This is a genomic window from Pontibacter kalidii (genome assembly GCF_026278245.1).
Taxonomy (GTDB): domain Bacteria; phylum Bacteroidota; class Bacteroidia; order Cytophagales; family Hymenobacteraceae; genus Pontibacter; species Pontibacter kalidii.
In genome coordinates, this window is sequence record NZ_CP111079.1 from 3,888,052 (window position 1) to 3,905,428 (window position 17,377).

Annotated in this window: 15 protein-coding genes and 1 tRNA gene; 12 read left to right on the top strand and 4 right to left on the bottom strand. The window is 55.3% G+C overall.

Features of this window, described 5'->3' with window-relative positions; translation table 11 throughout:
* Positions 1 to 4: 4 nt before the first annotated feature.
* Positions 5 to 3,823: a metallophosphoesterase family protein gene (locus tag OH144_RS16230; RefSeq protein ID WP_266203323.1), complete on the bottom strand. Its 3,819-nt coding sequence runs from the start codon at positions 3,821 to 3,823 to the stop codon at positions 5 to 7.
* 378 nt (positions 3,824 to 4,201) lie between these two features.
* Between OH144_RS16230 and OH144_RS16235 the strand changes: the two genes are divergently transcribed.
* Entirely contained in the window at positions 4,202 to 5,404 is a 1,203-nt protein-coding gene (locus OH144_RS16235) for a Pycsar system effector family protein (RefSeq protein WP_266203324.1), read from the top strand.
* 101 nt (positions 5,405 to 5,505) lie between these two features.
* Here OH144_RS16235 and OH144_RS16240 read toward each other — a convergent pair whose 3' ends face one another.
* Positions 5,506 to 6,147: a trimeric intracellular cation channel family protein gene (locus OH144_RS16240; protein ID WP_266203325.1), complete on the bottom strand. Its 642-nt coding sequence runs from the start codon at positions 6,145 to 6,147 to the stop codon at positions 5,506 to 5,508.
* Positions 6,148 to 6,346: 199 nt separating this feature from the next.
* Here OH144_RS16240 and OH144_RS16245 point away from each other — a divergent pair, with 199 nt between their 5' ends.
* From OH144_RS16245 to OH144_RS16265, 5 genes are all read left to right on the top strand, one after another.
* The gene (locus OH144_RS16245) at positions 6,347 to 6,646 is read left to right on the top strand and encodes a DUF6660 family protein (RefSeq protein WP_266203326.1); all 300 of its coding nucleotides are present in this window, start codon (positions 6,347 to 6,349) and stop codon (positions 6,644 to 6,646) included.
* An 83-nt stretch (positions 6,647 to 6,729) separates the two neighbouring features.
* Positions 6,730 to 8,916 carry a TonB-dependent receptor gene (locus OH144_RS16250; protein ID WP_266203327.1) on the top strand — a complete coding sequence of 729 codons (2,187 nt, stop codon included), beginning with the start codon at positions 6,730 to 6,732 and terminating at the stop codon, positions 8,914 to 8,916.
* A gap of 294 nt (positions 8,917 to 9,210) precedes the next feature.
* Positions 9,211 to 9,282: transfer RNA gene (locus OH144_RS16255), tRNA-Arg, on the top strand.
* A gap of 141 nt (positions 9,283 to 9,423) precedes the next feature.
* Positions 9,424 to 10,479: an ArsO family NAD(P)H-dependent flavin-containing monooxygenase gene (locus OH144_RS16260; RefSeq protein WP_266203328.1), complete on the top strand. Its 1,056-nt coding sequence runs from the start codon at positions 9,424 to 9,426 to the stop codon at positions 10,477 to 10,479.
* A gap of 158 nt (positions 10,480 to 10,637) precedes the next feature.
* A complete protein-coding gene (locus OH144_RS16265) occupies positions 10,638 to 10,982 on the top strand; it encodes a hypothetical protein (protein WP_266203329.1) in 345 nt (114 codons plus the stop codon).
* A gap of 75 nt (positions 10,983 to 11,057) precedes the next feature.
* Here the strand turns inward: OH144_RS16265 and OH144_RS16270 are convergent, their stop codons facing one another.
* Entirely contained in the window at positions 11,058 to 11,444 is a 387-nt protein-coding gene (locus OH144_RS16270) for a T9SS type A sorting domain-containing protein (RefSeq protein ID WP_266203330.1), read from the bottom strand.
* A 170-nt stretch (positions 11,445 to 11,614) separates the two neighbouring features.
* On the opposite strand from OH144_RS16270, the gene OH144_RS16275 reads away from it, so the two are divergent.
* The 5 genes from OH144_RS16275 (at position 11,615) to OH144_RS16295 (ending at position 15,128) form a co-directional block, all read left to right on the top strand.
* A complete protein-coding gene (locus OH144_RS16275; RefSeq protein ID WP_266203331.1) occupies positions 11,615 to 12,733 on the top strand; it encodes an NAD(P)/FAD-dependent oxidoreductase in 1,119 nt (372 codons plus the stop codon).
* Between the two features lie 131 nt (positions 12,734 to 12,864).
* The gene (locus tag OH144_RS16280) at positions 12,865 to 13,992 is read left to right on the top strand and encodes a type III polyketide synthase (RefSeq protein WP_266203332.1); all 1,128 of its coding nucleotides are present in this window, start codon (positions 12,865 to 12,867) and stop codon (positions 13,990 to 13,992) included.
* On the top strand, positions 13,967 to 14,674 hold the full coding sequence (locus tag OH144_RS16285; protein WP_266203333.1) for a methyltransferase domain-containing protein: 708 nt from the start codon (positions 13,967 to 13,969) through the stop codon (positions 14,672 to 14,674). Before OH144_RS16280 ends, OH144_RS16285 begins: the two co-directional genes overlap by 26 nt.
* Positions 14,675 to 14,722: 48 nt before the next feature.
* Positions 14,723 to 14,902 (top strand): hypothetical protein, encoded by a 180-nt coding sequence (locus OH144_RS16290; protein ID WP_266203334.1) that lies wholly within the window; start codon positions 14,723 to 14,725, stop codon positions 14,900 to 14,902.
* Between the two features lie 19 nt (positions 14,903 to 14,921).
* A complete protein-coding gene (locus tag OH144_RS16295; RefSeq protein WP_266203335.1) occupies positions 14,922 to 15,128 on the top strand; it encodes a hypothetical protein in 207 nt (68 codons plus the stop codon).
* Positions 15,129 to 15,209: 81 nt separating this feature from the next.
* On the opposite strand, the gene OH144_RS16300 is transcribed toward OH144_RS16295, so the two are convergent.
* Complete coding sequence (locus OH144_RS16300; protein WP_266203336.1) at positions 15,210 to 16,112, bottom strand: histone deacetylase family protein; 903 nt, start codon at positions 16,110 to 16,112, stop codon at positions 15,210 to 15,212.
* A gap of 527 nt (positions 16,113 to 16,639) precedes the next feature.
* On the opposite strand from OH144_RS16300, the gene OH144_RS16305 reads away from it, so the two are divergent.
* Positions 16,640 to 17,269 carry a porin family protein gene (locus OH144_RS16305; RefSeq protein WP_266203337.1) on the top strand — a complete coding sequence of 210 codons (630 nt, stop codon included), beginning with the start codon at positions 16,640 to 16,642 and terminating at the stop codon, positions 17,267 to 17,269.
* The last annotated feature ends 108 nt before the right edge of the window (positions 17,270 to 17,377 follow it).

Sequence of the window (17,377 nt, forward strand, 5' to 3'; positions counted from 1 at the left end):
AGAGTTAGAAAAAGAAGCCGAATTTCAGCAGCCACAGATCGTCATCGTCGTCATCTCCCACTGAGTAGGTAAGCGACACGACCGTGCGGTTCAGCATATCTACCCACACACCGCCGCCATAGCCCATGTGCAGGTCACGCAGGAAACCCCTGTCCGGGTCGCCGGCATAGTATACCCTGCCAGCATCTATGTGTCCCAGGATGCCCAGCTTGCCAGGGGTTAAGTATAAGTTATAATCAAGCAGGTGCAGACGGCCCTCTCCGTTGGCATACACGCTGCCGCGCCCGGCATAGCGGGTACGGCGGTAGCCGCGCAGGTTCTCAGTGCCGCCCAGGGTGTTGGCCTGGTAAAAGCGGAAGTCGCCGAAGTTGCGAGCCGCCCCCAGCCGCCCAGACCAGGTAAGCTTAAACGGGAAGTTCGGGGTGAGGTAAAAGCGGAACTCGGTGCTGAGGTTGGTGAAGCTTAGCCCCTCCGCCCCCAGTTGGTGGTTGTAGCTGATGGTGTTGTACCAGCGCATGCCAATGCGCGGGTTGGCCTCTGTGCTGCCGCTGCCCAACACCTCCAGGTTAAAGAAGGCCTTTGCCCCCAGGTAATGCTGTGCCTCGAACCTTCCTTTCTCCACGTTGTAGGTACCCTCTCTCAGCTGCCCAGCCCGCGCCTGGTCCACCAGGAAACTCTCCCCCTCGGGGTCATCCACATTAAACCTGTCATAGGTAGGCCCAAGCCCCATCTTCACGAACGCAAACGGCTCCCGGTAAAGCAGCGCGCTCAGGGAGAGGCGCTCGTAGCGCACACGGTAATAGCTGTTGTCTACCTCCGGGTCTTTGCGGGTCTCGTTGCCAAGGCCATAGAAGTTGCGCTGAAACTGCGGCCCCTGCAGGTGCGCGTTCAGGCCCAGGTGCCAAAAGCCCAGCACCTGCCGCACATCGCCGGTATACTCCAGGTTATAGGAGCTGGTGCGGAAAGCATAGTTAGCCTCCAGCAGGTGTTGCGCAGCGTAGGGGTCCTTGCGGAACTTGTGCGTGCGCCACAGTATGCCTGCCCCCAAAAACACACCATCCTCCACGTTATACTCTGCCGAGAGGCGCGGCCCCACGTAGGGCAGCTTATAGTTATCCCGGTCGTAGAGGTTGACCTCCTCGTACGGCTCAGTCTTATCCTTTGTCTCGCTGCTAAAGGTAAACTGGTTGCCCTGCTCCGTGTCGTACACCACCGTGTGCTTCTTCAGTCCGCTCACGCTGGAGTTGTCGGTGATGATGTCCTCGTCCTTGCCGCCAATGATGCGCACCAGTATACTTTCGTCCACATCGCCCGAAATGATAAACTCATCCCGGCCACCCATGCCGTAGATGCGCACTTCCTTTGTTTCGTCTGTCAGGAAAGTGCGGTTGTAGATTTCGGTGCGCAGCTCGCCCTCTTTGCTGGTCTTGTACCCGATCACCTGCAACTGCTCATCGTTCAGGCGCTTGATCAGGAAGCGCTCGTGCTTGTTGCTGCCGGTGATGTCCACGTACTGCGCCAGGAAGTCGTAGTACTCGGCGGCGGCCTTCGGCAGCTGCTCGCGCCTGGCCTTCAGCTTGGCTGTTATCTCCGGGGCCGAAAGCTCCCGGATCGGTTCAGGCCACTCCCGCACCGCCCGCTCTATTACCTCATCGGTCATGCTTCGGCGAATGTCCTCGGCTATCTGCAGCCATTCCTCGCGTGTTACCTTAGAGGTAAGTGTGCGGTCCAGCGTGATGCCGCTCAGGTTCAGGCCCACCACATCCTCAAAGTCGTAGCCAAAGTTCTGGATGTTGCGGATGCCCCACTTGCGGGTTACGAGCCACGGGAGCACCCCATCGGCCTTAAAAAAAGCCATGTCGCGGTCCTCGGGCACGGGGGTGTACAGATTGCCTTTGTCGGGCTTATCCTCCTCCACCCAACGCCACTGCCCCTCGTGCCGGTCCCAGTCGCCGATGAGCATGTCGAAGAGGCGCGCCCGCACGTACTCGCGCTGGTCCACCTCATGGTCGTTGTCCTCCATCAGCTCGTCCAGCACCTTGTCGGTGCCTACCAGGTTTTTGGCGTTGCCCAGGCTGGCTGTGTTCTCGTGGTTCTCGTCGGCGTCCTCCTCCAGGTAGGCCAGCGTGTTGCTGAACTCATCCTGGTACTGGCGCAGGTAAGGAGTGTTGGGGATGTAGACCAGCTCCGGGTTGGTGTGGTACACGCCGGCGGCATCGGCCAACGGCGGTATAATAAGGGCGCCATAGGGGTGCTGCGCCGATATCTGGTCCTGCAGCAGTGTGCGGGCGGCCGTTTCGCGCAGGTAGGGCGGCAGCGACATGGTGGGGTCCTTGTCCACGGTGCGCAGGCTGTACTCGGTGGCCTCTGGTGTGCGTACCTTCAGCGCGGCCGTCTGCTTGCCCCCGCCTTTCTGGTAGGGAGTAAGCCCCCCCTGCTCGGTCTTCATGTCCAGCAGGGGCACCTCTATTGGCGTGGCCCACTCCTGGCGGTAATGCTCGCCCAGCAGGGTTGTATGCAGGACGCCGGCGCGGTACTCCACGTTGGCCGCCAAGGTGATGGTACTGTCGGCGTAGTTGGTATCGTCGTGCGGCCGCGGGCGCTCCTCGCGTGGTTTTTTAGAGTAGAGCAGTGTGCGAAACGTAACCTTGCCGGTCTCGCCCTTGCCTTCGGGCGACCAGAACTCGGCCCATACCTCCCCATTCCGGTGATAGGTTGTTTTCACAAAGCCCTTTACCTTGTGGGCATACTCGGCCACGCCGGGTTTCACGTAGTCGGTCTTGCAGCCGGAGCCGCTCACAATGTGCGCCAGGTTATTATACTTGAAGTACTGCAGCGCATGCTCGTGGCCGGCGGCATACACAATGTTATCATACTTGTTGAAGATATCGAGCAGGCCCCGGACATAGGCCTGGTAGCGCGGGTGCGGGATGTCCTGCAGGATGCCGCCATACTTGCGGGCAAAAGGGTAAATGGAGCCGATGACCGGCAGCGGCAGGTACATCCACTCGCGGAGCATGGTCAGTGGGAAGATGTGGTCTTTCAGGGTGAAGAAACCGCCGTGCTCGCCGCGTGTCATCAGGGGGTGATGGGCCACGATCAGGATGTCGCTGCCGCTGTTCTTCTCGATAATGTCCTCCAGCTTTAGCAGCATCTCGCCCTCGGTGCCGGTGCCGCAGTTGCTGTTGTCGCCGTAGGGCCGGTCGAAGGGGTGCAGCCACCACTCCGAGTCCAGGGCGATCATCACCAGGTCGTCGCTCAGCTTCACCTCGTAAGGGCCGGGGCAGCCGTTGCCGGGCACGTAAAAATCGCCGCCCACCACAATGTTCTCTTCCGTCAGGTAGTCGTTCACGAAGCGCTGCTCCCGCATCACGTACTCCAGCCCGCCGCGGCCGCTGTGGTTCCAGTCGTGGTTGCCGGGTATCATGTATTTCTCGCCGGGGTACCCTTTCAGGATGTCGAGCTGGTCCCTCAGGCGCCTCTCCGACTCCTCCCGGTCAAACCTCCCCTCGGGCGGGAGGCCGTTCATGTACACGTTATCGCCCAGAAAGACAGTGGCGCTGCTCTCCCCGGTCTCCATCATCATTTTGCGCATAAGCTGCAGCGAGGGCTCGCCATTCGGGTCAGGCGCGCCCACATCCCCGATCAGGAACACGGTGTAAAGTACGTCGTTGTCGGGGGCAGGAGCCTCCCGCTCCCAGGCAAAGGCCTCACTGCTGTATTGCGGCTCCGTGGAGATACAGGCTGATAGAAGCAGGCTCAGCAGCACACACCACCCGTGGCGCACCAACAGCCGTTGTGTATGCTGTAATGGTTTGATCATAGTTTTGTTGGCTTAGTACACCTGCCGTAAGGCACGCACTGCTGCGCTTTCCGCTTGGCAGATGCCCCGCAAAGTATAGCTGTAAGTACGGGCATAGCCAGAGGAGGGATTATACGCGGGCTGGCGTTTTCTCTCACATAGCCTCCCTTGTCCGCAGTGGCGCCACTGGAACGGCAGAACTGGAATTCATAAACGAGGCAATGTCGCTTTTAGTTGTTACCTTGCAGATTACCGCCCAACACCCCTGCTTTACTGTTTCTCACTAACAAAATGCTGATTTTACCGTAACCGCAGATACCATATGCCACGCACCATGCACCTGCCGCCGGGCTGCCCTTTGTCGCTTTTTGCGTGCCTGGCGCTGCTACAAAACCAATTATGGAAGACCAGACAATTATAAAGCAAGCCGGGGAGTATGTCTTCAGGCTTTTTAAGGATAGGCTCTCAAGAAAGCTCGTTTATCATAACTACAAACATACCTTTGAGACAGTAGCCGAGGCACAGGACCTTGGCAAGCGCAGCAACCTGGCAGAAGACAAGCTGCAGGACCTTTCTCTGGCCGCCTGGTTTCATGACACCGGCTATGTAAACACCTACGACGGGCACGAGGCGGAAAGCGTGCTGATCGCTACCGAATGGCTGCAGGAGAAGCAGTACCCTCAGGAACGTATCCATCTGATCACGGAAATGATCATGGCTACCAAGCACGACCAGGAGCCCGAGACACTTTTGCAGGAACTGCTGGTGGATGCCGACATGGCCAACATTGGCAAGGACACGTTCTTTGCCACGGCTGAGCTGCTGCGCGTGGAGTGGGAGATCTTCCAGGATAAATTCTTTACCGACGGCGAGTGGGAGCAGTTTCAAATGGACTTCCTGCTTTCCACCACCTTCCATACCAACCAGGCACAGCGCAAGTTTGCCTCGCAGCTGGGGCTGAACATACAGGAGCAGCGCAGCCGCCTGAGCAAGGAGATTGAAAAGAAGAAAAAGGAGGAGAAGAAGAGCCACAAAACGCTGGCCCAGCCCAAGCGCGGCATTGAGACAATGTTCCGCAACACCTACCGCACGCACCTGGACCTGAGCGCGATCGCCGACAACAAGGCGAACATGATGATCAGCCTCAACGCCATCATTATCTCGGTGATCATCACGTACCTCAGCGCCAAAACATCAACTGTCGGCACCGACTATACCACGCACCGCACCTTCCTTATCCCGATCAGCATTCTGCTGCTCACCACGCTGGGCTCCGTTATTTTCGCCATTATTTCGGCACAGCCGGAGGTAACCAGCTTCACGTTCAAGAAAAAGAAAAATAAGAAGCTGGACACCCGCAAAGTGAACCTGCTGTTTTTCGGCAACTTCACCAACCTGCCGCTGGAGGAGTTCCAGCAAGGCATGCACGACATCATGCGCGACAAGAAATCGCTGTACAACAACATGATCACCGATATTTACTACTTGGGCGAGGTACTGGACCGCAAGTATAAGATCCTGCGCGTCTCCTATACTATCTTTATGGTGGGCCTGGTGCTTACCGTCATGGGCTTTGTGTTTGCCGTAGTTACCTCCTCCTGACGCGGGGCCTGTGCTGCGGCAGTTCCTCCGAAGTATAAAACCATTGGCGCCGTAGTTTTATACTTCCGTTATACTATAGCTTATGCCTCCTAGCGGCGCCCTTAACCTTCTTTCTCCGTGTCATCCAAATTAAGTATGGGCAGTTGTATGTGGAATTTTACGGCCATCACTCTAATGGTAATCACTGTCAGCACAGCGGACAGCTCGGTAACGGCGTTCGGGAGATTAAACTGGTAGCACAAGAAATAGGCGAAGCCGCCGGCTATGCAGGCAAGGGCGTAGATATCTTTCCGAAACAGCAACGGCACCTCGTTAATCAGCACGTCCCGGATAACCCCGCCTACCGAACCCGTGATGGCGCCCATCAGGATACACACCCAAAAGGGTAGCCCCGCATCCAGGCTCTTGCCAATACCCACAATGGTGAATAGCCCAAGCCCGATGGTATCGAACAGAAACAACGTGTTGCCCCATCGCAACAGTGTATTTTTAAAGAGGATGGCTGCCAGAAACGCTACCCCTGTCGTGATCAGGTAAGATGCATCCGTCATCCAGAAAGGGGTAACGTCCAGCAGCAGATCCCTGATTGTACCACCGCCAATAGCTGTGACCAGCCCGATGATGTAGGCCCCAAACCAATCTATGTTCTTGCCGGAAGCCAGCCTGATACCGCTTGTCGCAAAGGCGAAGGTCCCTACAAGGTCTAAGACATCTGTAAAATCTATTCCGGAGATAATCACCATACTTCTGTTTCTATGTGGTTTTGGCAGCAAACGCCACTTTCAGGCCGGGAAGTTACCCAACGAATTTAATTGAGCGGTAAGCTTTTTCGAGAACTTTCATTCGGATGCATAAAAATCCATACTTTAAAATTGCCCCTTTCATTGCCGCCTTCTGCCCTAATAGCTTGTAGGTTTAGGTTAGAGGCTTTACTTTTGGGGCGTGAAGGTAGTGACTGTCATACTAGCCCTGTTAACCTTGGTGCTCTCGGTTTCCCCCTGCTGCATCTCCGATAACTGCGCCACCGAGGTTAAAACCGAGCAAGCGGATCATCCTGAAGACGCGGCTGACGCCTGCTCTCCCTTTTACAGTTGCTCCTCCTGCATCGGTTTCACATTGGCGGACACCACCGCTGAAACGGCTTCGCTTATTACCCCGACACACAACCTGTTTGCAGAATTCGGGCAAAGGCACATTCCGCAGTTCTATCATTCCATCTGGCAGCCTCCCAGGCTAAGCTAATGCCATAAGCGCGACTTTGCCACTTTTAATGCGATACATTTTTGTGTCGTACTTACCTTTATTTTAGCATTAGATAAACCAGAATGAAGAAATACATCGTTGTATTGCTCATGCTATTGAGCAGCACCGTGGCCTATAGCCAGCATACACTAAAAGCTATCATCCGGGATAGCGAAACAAAGCAACCGCTGATCGGGGCGACCGCCTCCGTTGAAGGGACAACGCTAGGGGCAAGCACCGATGCCGCCGGCGAACTTGAGTTAAGAAGTATACCCGAGGGAAGGCACGTAATCAGGTTCAGCTATATCGGATACGAAGACAGGCTCGACACCCTGCTCTTTCCGCTCGCCCAAACAACGCCGCTGATCGTTTTGTTAGCGCCAGGCGGTGAGGAGCTCGAAGAGGTGGTGGTGACCACCACACGCAGCAGCCGCACCATTGAAGACATCCCGACACGGGTGGAAGCCATTACGCTGGAAGAACTGGGCGAGAAAGCGAACATGAAGCCAGGAGACATCCGGATGCTCCTGAGTGAAAGCACAGGTATTCAGACGCAGCAGACATCAGCCACCAGCGCCAACGCCAACATTCGTATCCAGGGACTGGATGGCCGCTACACGCAGATCCTGCAGGACGGTTTCCCGCTCTACTCCGGTTTTTCCAGCGGCCTGAGCATCATGCAGATCCCACCACTGAACCTGTACCAGGTGGAGGTGATCAAGGGCAGTTCTTCCACACTATACGGTGGCGGCGCGATCGCGGGACTCGTCAACCTGATCACCAAAAAGCCGACGGAGGAAGGGGAGCTTAGCTTGATGGCTAACATTACCAGCGCCAACGGGCTTGACCTGAGTGGCTTTTACGGCAAAAGGTTCGGGGATTTCGGTGTTACGGTGTTTGCATCCAGAAACACCAACCAGGCCTATGACCCGGCCGACATCGGTTTTTCTGCCATCCCGGAGTTTGAGCGGTATACAGCCAACCCCACCGTCTATTTCTACCCGAGCGAGCGCACCCAACTTTCCCTGGGTTTGAATGCCTCTAAAGAAGAGCGACTGGGTGGTGACATGCGCTATATGGATGAGAAGGAAGGTGATTTATACTTTGAGCAGAACAACACGGAGCGCTTGTCGACCCAGTTCAACCTGGAGCATCGGCTGTCAGAGAAAGCGATGCTGTCGGTGAAGAACAGCCTGAGCTTCTTCAACAGGGATATTGCCGTGCCCGGTTATGACTTCGATGGAAAGCAAACCGCCAGTTTCAGTGAAGCGGCCTACAGCCTTACCGGCGAAAAACATGACTGGGTAATAGGCGCCAACCTCTGGACGGACGATTTCTCGGAGCGGAGTGCCGATGCTGTTGGGGCAAGGGATTATGATAACACCATCATCGGCGCCTTTGCACAGAATACATTTTCGCCGGTGGAGTGGTTCGTGCTGGAGTCTGGCCTGAGAACCGACTATGTAACGCCTTCGCCAGCGAACAAGAGCAAAGGGCTGTTCGTGCTGCCAAGGGTTTCGGCCCTGTTCAAGGTAAGCGAGCGCCTCACCTCCCGTATCGGTGGCGGAATGGGCTACAAGGCACCGACCATCTTCACCCAGGAGGCAGAGGATATCACGTTCCGGAACATCCTTCCGCTCAACATCAGCCAGACGGAGGCGGAGACCTCCATAGGAGGTAATGCTGACGTGAACTTCAACACCCTTATCGGGGAAGATGTGACGTTCAGCATCAACCACATGTTTTTCTACACCTACCTCCGCAGCCCGCTTATTCTCACGCTGCGCCCGGACAACTTGTATGAGTTCCGGAATGCCAACGGGCACGTGGACACAAAGGGCGTGGAAACCAACATGAAGTTCGGCTACGAGTGGGTAAAGCTGTTTCTGGGCTATACGTACACCGATGCCAGGCAACACTATAACGGAGAAGTGAACGACATGCCGCTCACGCCCAAGCACCGGGTAAATACGGTGCTGATGCTGGAAAAAGAGGACAACTTCCGCATCGGCCTGGAAGCCTACTATTTCAGCCCGCAGCGACTGACCGATGGCAGTAGCGGGCGTGATTATTGGATAAACGGGGTGATGATAGAGAAGATGTTCGAGCGGTTTTCCCTGTTCCTCAACTTCGAGAACATTTTCGACACCCGGCAGAGCAAGTTTGGCAGTATTTACAGCGGCAGCATGCGGAACCCGGAGTTCCATGAAATTTACGCGCCAGTGGACGGTCGTGTCATAAACGGGGGTATAAAGCTGAATCTCTTGTAAGTATGATCGAAGGGAAGATAGTGAGACTTTGTGCTTGTTGTGAGGAGAGTGCCGAGGGGGCTGAAAATGGCGAAGCAGCTACACTTTTACGGCTGTTCGACCTCAGCTTATTCTGCCAATAGTACCTGTTTATACTTTACACGTACTACAGCTTTGTATGATGTGCTCAGAAAAGCTATCTTTGCTCGTCCGAAATTAAAAGCAGCTATAGTCGTGTAAAACAAAGTGTAGTGCTTCTTAAGTAAATGGGCTGAAATTACGCTGGCAGTTGCTCGATAAACTTCTCACTTTCAAGGCCCTGTAGTTCAATGGATAGAATAGGAGTTTCCTAAACTCTAGATCCAGGTTCGATTCCTGGCAGGGCCACTACAAATCCCCTCTGCTCACCACAGAGGGGATTTGTAGTTTATACTTTCCCAGCTAACCCAAGGCAAATCACCGGAAAGTATGTACCTTAAGCCAGCACGATAAGCATTGCCGACCAGAAATCAGCAGGCATTGAAACGCATGACATACGACCTTATCATCATAGGCGGTGGCCAGAGTGCTTTGGCCTGTGCCTACTTCCTGCGAAGAACCAACCTGAACTACCTTATACTGGATGACCAGGAGGCGGCCGGCGGTGCCTGGCAGCATGCTTGGGACTCGCTCACACTTTTCTCCCCCTCCGAACACAGCTCACTACCCGGTTGGCTGATGCCAAAGTCGCGGCAGGCTTTCCCGGCCCGCGAGGAGGTAATCCGTTACCTGCGCCAGTACGAGGAGCGCTACCGGTTGCCGGTGAAGCGGCCGGTACAGGTGCAGGCGGTGCAGCGCGGGCTGAACGGCGGGTTCATACTTCAGACCACAGACGGGACCTACCGGACCCGGGCAGTGATAAGCGCTACCGGTACTTGGCAAAAGCCATACGTACCACCCATACCCGGCCGCGACAGCTTTAAAGGGCTACAACTGCATTCGTCAAGGTATAAGAACCCGGAGCCGCTGCGGGGCAAGCGGGTGCTGGTGGTAGGCGAGGGTAACTCTGGCGCGCAGATCCTGGCCGATGCATCGGAGGTGGCTGAAACAGTGTGGGCCACCAGCACCACGCCGCGCTTCCTGCCCGACGATGTGGACGGGCGCGTGCTATTTGATGTGGCTTCGGCCAAGTACTACGCCCAGAAAGAAGGCCGCGAGTTTAAGGCCGAGCACCTGAACCTGGGCAACATCGTGATGGTGCCACCGGTAAAAGCTGCGCGGGAGCGCAACGTGCTGCATGCGGTCCGTACCTTCAAGGCCATGGATGAGACCGGGGTAATCTGGCAGGATGGCAGCCACGGGCAGTTCGATGCGGTTATCTGGTGCACCGGCTTTCGCCCCGCGCTGGACCACCTGGCCTCATTAGACGTACTTACAGCGGAGGGCAAAGTGCGTACCGAAGGAACCAGGGCCGTAAACTGCCCCGGCTTGTGGCTGGTGGGCTACGGCAACTGGACCGGCTTTGCTTCTGCCACACTTATTGGTGTGGGCAGATCGGCCAGAGAGACGGTGAAGCAGGTACAGGCCTACCTGGCGGAGGGCTAACGCTCGGAGCAGTTATACTTCAGGCTGATCTGAGGGAGCTGCTTGCTACAGGCTGTTTTAGCAGGTTATAAAGCGGTGGCTAAACACTATTATCAGGTTTTTGTAACATTATAGCCAAAATCACATATATATAACAAGATATACTCTTTTCGCCACACATGAAGCTATTCCTCCTCATCACCCTTGCCGTTTTTTGCCTGAGCGCCTGTTCCGGCAAAACCGACCACGTGCAGAACGAGGAGCGGGCCACTGTAGCCAGCGAAACAGGCCAGCCAGCCCCTCTGCCGGCCGATGTCATCTACAGTACTAAGCCGCTCATTAGCGGCAAGCTCTACAGCCAGCCAGACTTTGAGGCGCCCTCCGTCGCATACTTCGACACTACCCAACAAATACACATTCTCGACACTGCCCACGCCATGTTCGCCAAGGCTCGTATCCGGCAGGACACCATGCAGTACACCGGCTTTGTGCCGAAAACCATACTCCCGGAGCAGAAGCCATAAGTATATCCCGGGCAAAAAAATTGGCTGCCCTTTTGCAAGAGCAGCCGCTTCCTTATAGCAAGATCTTCTCTGATTTTATTTTATTACCACGCGCCGCACGGCACTGTAGTTATCCGCCTCCAGCTTTACATAGTATAACCCTTTGGCGTGGCGGTCCAGGTTAATAGTTTTGGAGATCTTAGGCTCGGTACGCTTTATCGTTTCACGGTAAATCTCGTTCCCGATCACGTTAAGGATGGTCAGCTCCACCTCCTGCGCCTCTAAATTAGACACGGAAATTGTGAACACACCATTGCTGGGGTTAGGGTAAATAGCCACGTCTTCGTCCTGCTGCAGCCCAAGCGGATTCTTATCTGCCTGTGCCTGCTGCCTCGTCTCCTGCACCTGCACAGGGGCTTTAGCCTGCGCCTGCACAAACAGCACAGTGAAACATGTAAATAGAGAAAGTATAATTTGCTTCATATAAATCGGTTATCGAAATACTTTACGTAAAGTATAAGACAAAAGTCGTTCCAATATTAAAAACGCTTGCCTTATTTTTTTGTTCGTCGTTATACCCCTTAAAATAGGGATGTTCACTAAATAGGCACCCGCAAAGTTGGACAAAATTTATTTCATAAAGAACTAAAGTCTTGACAAAAAAAGATGTAGTGGTGATTGGCGGTGGGCTGGCCGGCTTGGTAAGTGCACTGGGACTGGCAAGGGCCGGGCTCCAGGTGGTAGTCGTCGAGAAAAAGACTTATCCCTTCCACAGGGTGTGTGGTGAGTATGTTTCCAACGAAGCGCTGCCGTACCTGCTCAGGCTCGGCGCTCAGATCAGCCCCCTTGCCCCCGCCCGCATCAGCCGCTTCATGCTTACCTCCCCCACCGGCAACGCGCTGCAGGCAAAATTGGATTTAGGCGGCTTCGGACTGAGCCGTTACACCCTCGACAATTACCTTTTTGAGCTGGCACAGCGGCAGGGCGTGCAGTTTATGCTGCAGCAAACGGTGCAGGAAATAAGCTTTACCAACGACGAATTCACAGCCTCCCTGTCAGGTGGAAAAAGTATAAATGCCCGGGTGGCCATCGGGGCGTTTGGCAAACGCTCTAACCTGGACCGCCAGCTGCAGCGCAGCTTCTTCCGGGCACGCTCGCCCTACATCGGGGTGAAGTACCATGTAAGGCATGATTTTCCGCGCGACCTAATCGCCCTGCACAACTTTAAGGATGGCTACGCCGGCACCTCGGCCATTGAGGAGGGCAAGTACTGCCTCTGCTACCTCACCACCCGCGACAACCTGAAACAGCACGGCTCCATACCCACCATGGAGCAGGCCATACTTTACCGCAACCCGCACCTGCGCCGCATCTTCACAGAGGCCGAGTTCCTGTACCCGCAGCCCGAGGTCATCAACGAGATCTCCTTCTCCACCAAAACCTGCGTGGAGAACCATATGCTCCTGTGCGGCGATGCGGCCGGCATGATCACGCCACTTTGCGGCAACGGCATGGCCATGGCCATACACGCCGCCAAAATCGCCACCGACCAGGTGCTCTTATACTTTGGTGAAAACCTTACGCGCCAGGAGCTGGAGCGGCAGTATACTTTGGCCTGGGAAAAGCAGTTTGCCGGCCGCCTGCGCCTGGGCCGGGCCGTGCAGCGGCTGTTCGGCGGACCGCTGCTCTCGGAGGCGGCGGTGGGGCTACTGAAATTGGCGCCGCCTGCGGTGCAGCTGATCATGCGGCAGACGCACGGCCGCCCTTTCTGATCCTGCTCACATCTTATAACCAGCTGCTTCCGTACTAAACTAGCGTGTTTCTTTTTACCGTGTGCGGATCATCCGTTCCATGTTTTCTCCTGAAATACGCTACACCAGTCCATACCCCGAACAGGTACTACATGAAAAGTTACATTTGCGCCATCGGCACGGCAAACCCGCCACACAAAATACCACAGATGCAGGTGGCGGACTTCATGGCCGCCGCTCTGCAGTTCGGCGAGCAGGACACCCGCAAGCTGAGGGCGCTCTACCGCGTGTCGGGCATCGGCCAGCGCTACAGTGTGCTAGAAGACTATACCCGCCAGAATGGCAACTTCTCCTTCTTCCCCAACACCCCCACCCTGGAGCCTTTCCCCACGGTGCAGCAGCGCATGGATGTGTACCGCCGCCATGCGGTGGATCTGTCGGAGAAAGCCATACGCAGCTGCCTGGAGCAAGCTGGGCCAACGGAGCTGCGCGAGCTGACGCACCTGATCACGGTGAGCTGCACGGGCATGTATGCGCCTGGGCTGGATATTGAGCTGGTGGAGCGGCTGATCCTCTCGCCCTGCGTGCAGCGGACGTCGGTGAATTTTATGGGGTGCTATGCCGCCTTTAATGCCATTAAACTGGCCGATGCTATTTGCCGGGCCAATCCGGAAGCAAAGGTGATGCTGGTGTGCACTGAGATCTGCACCATTCATTTCCAGAAAAACCCGGAGCAGGACCACCTGGTGTCGAACGCGCTGTTTGGCGACGGGGCGGCAGCCGTGCTGATGCAGGGGCAGCCCTGCCGGCAGGTGAGCCTGGAGCTGCAGTCGTTCCACTGCGACCTGGCACCGGCCGGCAAGCGCGACATGGCCTGGCACATCGGCGACACCGGCTTTGAGATGACGCTCTCCTCCTACGTGCCCGACCTCATCAAGAAAGGCATTAAACAACTGACCGAGCGGCTGCTGCAGGGGCTGAAGACCACTATCTCCGAGATCAATCTATTTGCCATACACCCGGGCGGCCGCCGCATTCTGGAGGTGATAGAGCAGGAACTGGGCATGACGCGCCACGACAACCGCTTTGCCTACCAGGTGCTGCGCGACTTCGGCAACATGTCGTCGGCCACGGTGCTGTTTGTGCTCAAGGAGCTGATGCAGACCCTGACGCCGCAGGAGCAGAACGAGCCGGTGCTGAGCTTTGCTTTCGGGCCTGGCCTAACCCTGGAGTCGATGTTACTCAAGGTCCACTATGCACATGCTGAGGCAGCGGTCTAGCGAGCCGGAGTTGATGGACGACCTGACGCTGACGGGCGAGGAGCTGCGGCGCAACCTGGCGGAGCTGGAGGTGATCAACAACTGGCTGGGCGGGCATAAGGTGGTACTGAGTGCGCTTGACAAACTGGTGGCCAAGTATAAACCCCGGCACCTGCGCATTGCCGACATTGGCTGCGGCGGTGGCGACACCCTGAAAAGCATGGCCCGCTGGGCCCGGAGCAAAAGTATACAGGTAGAGCTGGTGGGCGTGGACGCCAACGAGTTTATGGTGCAGTATGCCCGCCGCCACTGCCACGACTTCCCGGAGGTGCAGGTACAGCAGCACGATGTTTTCTCGGAGGAATTCGCCCAACAGAAGTATGACGTGGTGGTGTGTAGCCTCTTTTGCCACCACTTTACCGATGCGCAGCTGGTGCGCATGTTCCGGCAACTGCACCACCAGGCAAGTATGGCCGTCGTCATCAACGACCTGCACCGGCACTGGCTGGCTTACTATTCCATCAAGTATATCACGGCAGCTTTCTCGCGCTCATACCTGGTTAAAAACGATGCGCCACTCTCGGTCTGGCGGGCCTTCAGGAGGCGGGAACTAGAGGAGCTGGTGCGGCAGGCAGACATCACGAAGTATGAACTGCGCTGGATGTGGGCGTTCCGGTGGCAGCTGCTGCTGCACAAAGTATAAACATCTCTTATTTATACTTTATTTTCAATATACTGAAAGAAAAAGCCGATGAACAAGTTTCTCCCCCTGCGCCTCCATTTGTGGCTGGTACTTGCCTATACGTTGCTCGCGCTTGTACTTGTCGCTAACAAAGGGGCGGCACCAACGCTGTCAGAGCTGATGCTCTATCTGTTCCCGCTCTTCATGTATGTCGTTCGGATTACCACCGGGGAGCGCCCGTCCTCGTAGTATTCTCTAAAGATTAACCATGAGCAGACAAACCATTAACTTCTGGATTCTTTTCTCGGTCTCCGTTATTCTTTCGGCACTGGCCATCACCATTTTCTTCAAAGCGCTGAAGGTCATCCTGATTGTGATCCTGACGCTGGCCCTGGCTCCTATCATTTACCTTGTCCTCCGCATGATCTTCCCGATAAAAAAGCGCGATGAGGATAAGCTGCGGGAGCGGGATTAAAGATTACTTACTGACTGAATCAGAACTTACAGGATTGAAGGGTGCGCAGGATTAGAAGTTCACTCATTCAAAATTCCTCCCCTAAAACCACAGCTGCTGCGCCAACCTAAACGTATTGGCGTGCGCCTCCACAATATGCGCGATCTTCTCGGAGTAGCCGCCGCCCATGCTTACCGTTACCGGCAGGTTGTTTTTCCGGCACAGCTCCAGCACCATACGGTCGCGTTCTTTGCAGCCCTCTATACTCATGCCCAGCTTGCCCAGCTTATCCGTGGCCAGCACATCCACCCCCGACTGGAAGAACACAAACTCCGGCTGCACTTCGTCGAGCAGGCGCGGCAGCTTCTCCCGAAGTATAGTTAGGTACGTCTTGTCGTCGGTGCCCTCGGCCAGCGGCACGTCCAGGTCCGACTTTTCTTTATGGAACGGATAGTTGTGGCCGCAGTGCATGCTGAAGGTGAACACGCGCGGCTCGTGTTCGAAAATTTGTGCGGTGCCATTGCCCTGGTGCACATCCAGGTCCACCACCAGCACTTTGCCTATGTTTTTATACTTGAGGAGGTGGTTGGCGGCGATGGCGATATCGTTGAGCAGACAGAAGCCCTCGCCGCGGTCGGTGAAGGCGTGGTGGGTGCCACCGGCAATGTTCATCCCGATGCCGTACTCCAGCGCGAACAGGCTGGCCTGCACGGTGCCGTTCATGATCACCACCTCGCGCTGCACCAGCTGCTCTGAGAGCGGAAAACCCGTCTTGCGGATCTCGGAACGTGTGAGCTGCAGGTTGCTTAGCCGCTGCCAGTAATCGGTATCGTGGGTGTCAAGTATAAAACGCTCTTCCAGCGGCTCCGGCGCAAACAGGTTATCGCGGGTAATGGTGCCCTCGTACAGCAGCTGCTCGGGCAGCAAATCATACTTCGCCATCGGGAAGCGGTGGCCTTTGGGCAGACTGTGGGCAAATATTTCGGACCAGGCAATCTTCAGCATAGCACAAAACTAACAAGAATACCCCTCTCCATGTTCAGCAAACCCAGCAGAAAAAGCACATATCTTAACCCTAAAACCTAAAGAAGTTTAATACAATTTGTTGTAATTCCTTAACTACCGGTGGATAACTTTTGCAACCATTCCAATTTACAAGCAGATGCGCAGTTTTCCGCCGTTTTCCCGTAGATAAATGTGGATAACTATGTTGATTACACGTGTTTATCCACCAAATTATGTTAACTCCATGTTAAGAAGGGCTTGTTTTTCTGATATTTCAGTGAAAATCTGCTGAACTGTAGAATTTATCCACACTCCCGGTAAATGTTGCCACACCCACCGAGTGGGGTAATATCACTTTTTCTATTCACTCTAAAACACAAAAAAACCCACACCCAGACTGCCTGTGTTTTATACTTAAATTTCCCCTGAACTATTCCCCGCTGGCGCAAAACTTCTGGCGCTGAACAAAGTATAAGCCCTATATATAGCTCTAAAAGTAAAAGGGCTCGGAATTAACCCCCGGAAAGATGAAAAAAACACTTTTTGCGGCGTTGCTACTGCTTTGGTCAGTAACAGGCTTTGCACAGGAGGAGGCAGAGGTCCCCAGCAAGATTATGCAGAACCACAATCTACTCAGCCGCTCGCCTAACTCAGGCATTGGCATTAAGGGGGGCGTAAACTTTGCCAGCGTGCACGGCAGCGACAAAGACAAATTCGGCTCTACCAACAGCCATACCTCCTTCCACGCCGGTGTTTTCGCCCAGTTCGGCCTGAGCGACTTCTTCTCGTTGCAGCCCGAGCTGCTGTACTCGCGCAAGGGATTCGAGCGCCAGGACTCCGTTTTCAGGTATGATTACCTGGAGGTGCCGGTGCTGGCAGTGTTTAACATTTCCGATAACCTGAGCGTGCACCTAGGCCCGCAGGTGGGCGTGATGATGTCGGCGAAGGTGGAGGACAAGGAAAGAGACCTGGAGCCCTACAACACCTTTGACTATGGCCTTGCCGCCGGTCTGGAGGGTAAGTTGGATAGGTTTAGGCTGGGGGCTCGCTACGCCCACGGCTTTGGCGACCTGCGCAAGCAGGATGACAGCGGCAACAGCATAGACGAGAGCATCAAAAATGGGGTGATACAAGTATACGTGGGCGTCAGTTTCTAAGTGCTCCCCGCTCCGCCAAGTACAGAGAACTCCGCCTGCTTCCGTACCTTGCGGAACGCGCAGCAAGTATAAACTATATCGTTTTGGCCTTCTAAAGCGTACGATGAG

What these genes read in the sequence shown, in the direction of transcription:
- OH144_RS16230 (WP_266203323.1), bottom strand. Translation starts at nt 3,823, where the DNA reads ATGATCAAACCATTACAGCATACACAACGGCTGTTGGTGCGCCACGGG.
- OH144_RS16235 (WP_266203324.1), top strand. Translation starts at nt 4,202, where the DNA reads ATGGAAGACCAGACAATTATAAAGCAAGCCGGGGAGTATGTCTTCAGG.
- OH144_RS16240 (WP_266203325.1), bottom strand. Translation starts at nt 6,147, where the DNA reads ATGGTGATTATCTCCGGAATAGATTTTACAGATGTCTTAGACCTTGTA.
- OH144_RS16250 (WP_266203327.1), top strand. Translation starts at nt 6,730, where the DNA reads ATGAAGAAATACATCGTTGTATTGCTCATGCTATTGAGCAGCACCGTG.
- OH144_RS16260 (WP_266203328.1), top strand. Translation starts at nt 9,424, where the DNA reads ATGACATACGACCTTATCATCATAGGCGGTGGCCAGAGTGCTTTGGCC.
- OH144_RS16265 (WP_266203329.1), top strand. Translation starts at nt 10,638, where the DNA reads ATGAAGCTATTCCTCCTCATCACCCTTGCCGTTTTTTGCCTGAGCGCC.
- OH144_RS16270 (WP_266203330.1), bottom strand. Translation starts at nt 11,444, where the DNA reads ATGAAGCAAATTATACTTTCTCTATTTACATGTTTCACTGTGCTGTTT.
- OH144_RS16280 (WP_266203332.1), top strand. Translation starts at nt 12,865, where the DNA reads ATGAAAAGTTACATTTGCGCCATCGGCACGGCAAACCCGCCACACAAA.
- OH144_RS16285 (WP_266203333.1), top strand. Translation starts at nt 13,967, where the DNA reads ATGCACATGCTGAGGCAGCGGTCTAGCGAGCCGGAGTTGATGGACGAC.
- OH144_RS16290 (WP_266203334.1), top strand. Translation starts at nt 14,723, where the DNA reads ATGAACAAGTTTCTCCCCCTGCGCCTCCATTTGTGGCTGGTACTTGCC.
- OH144_RS16295 (WP_266203335.1), top strand. Translation starts at nt 14,922, where the DNA reads ATGAGCAGACAAACCATTAACTTCTGGATTCTTTTCTCGGTCTCCGTT.
- OH144_RS16300 (WP_266203336.1), bottom strand. Translation starts at nt 16,112, where the DNA reads ATGCTGAAGATTGCCTGGTCCGAAATATTTGCCCACAGTCTGCCCAAA.
- OH144_RS16305 (WP_266203337.1), top strand. Translation starts at nt 16,640, where the DNA reads ATGAAAAAAACACTTTTTGCGGCGTTGCTACTGCTTTGGTCAGTAACA.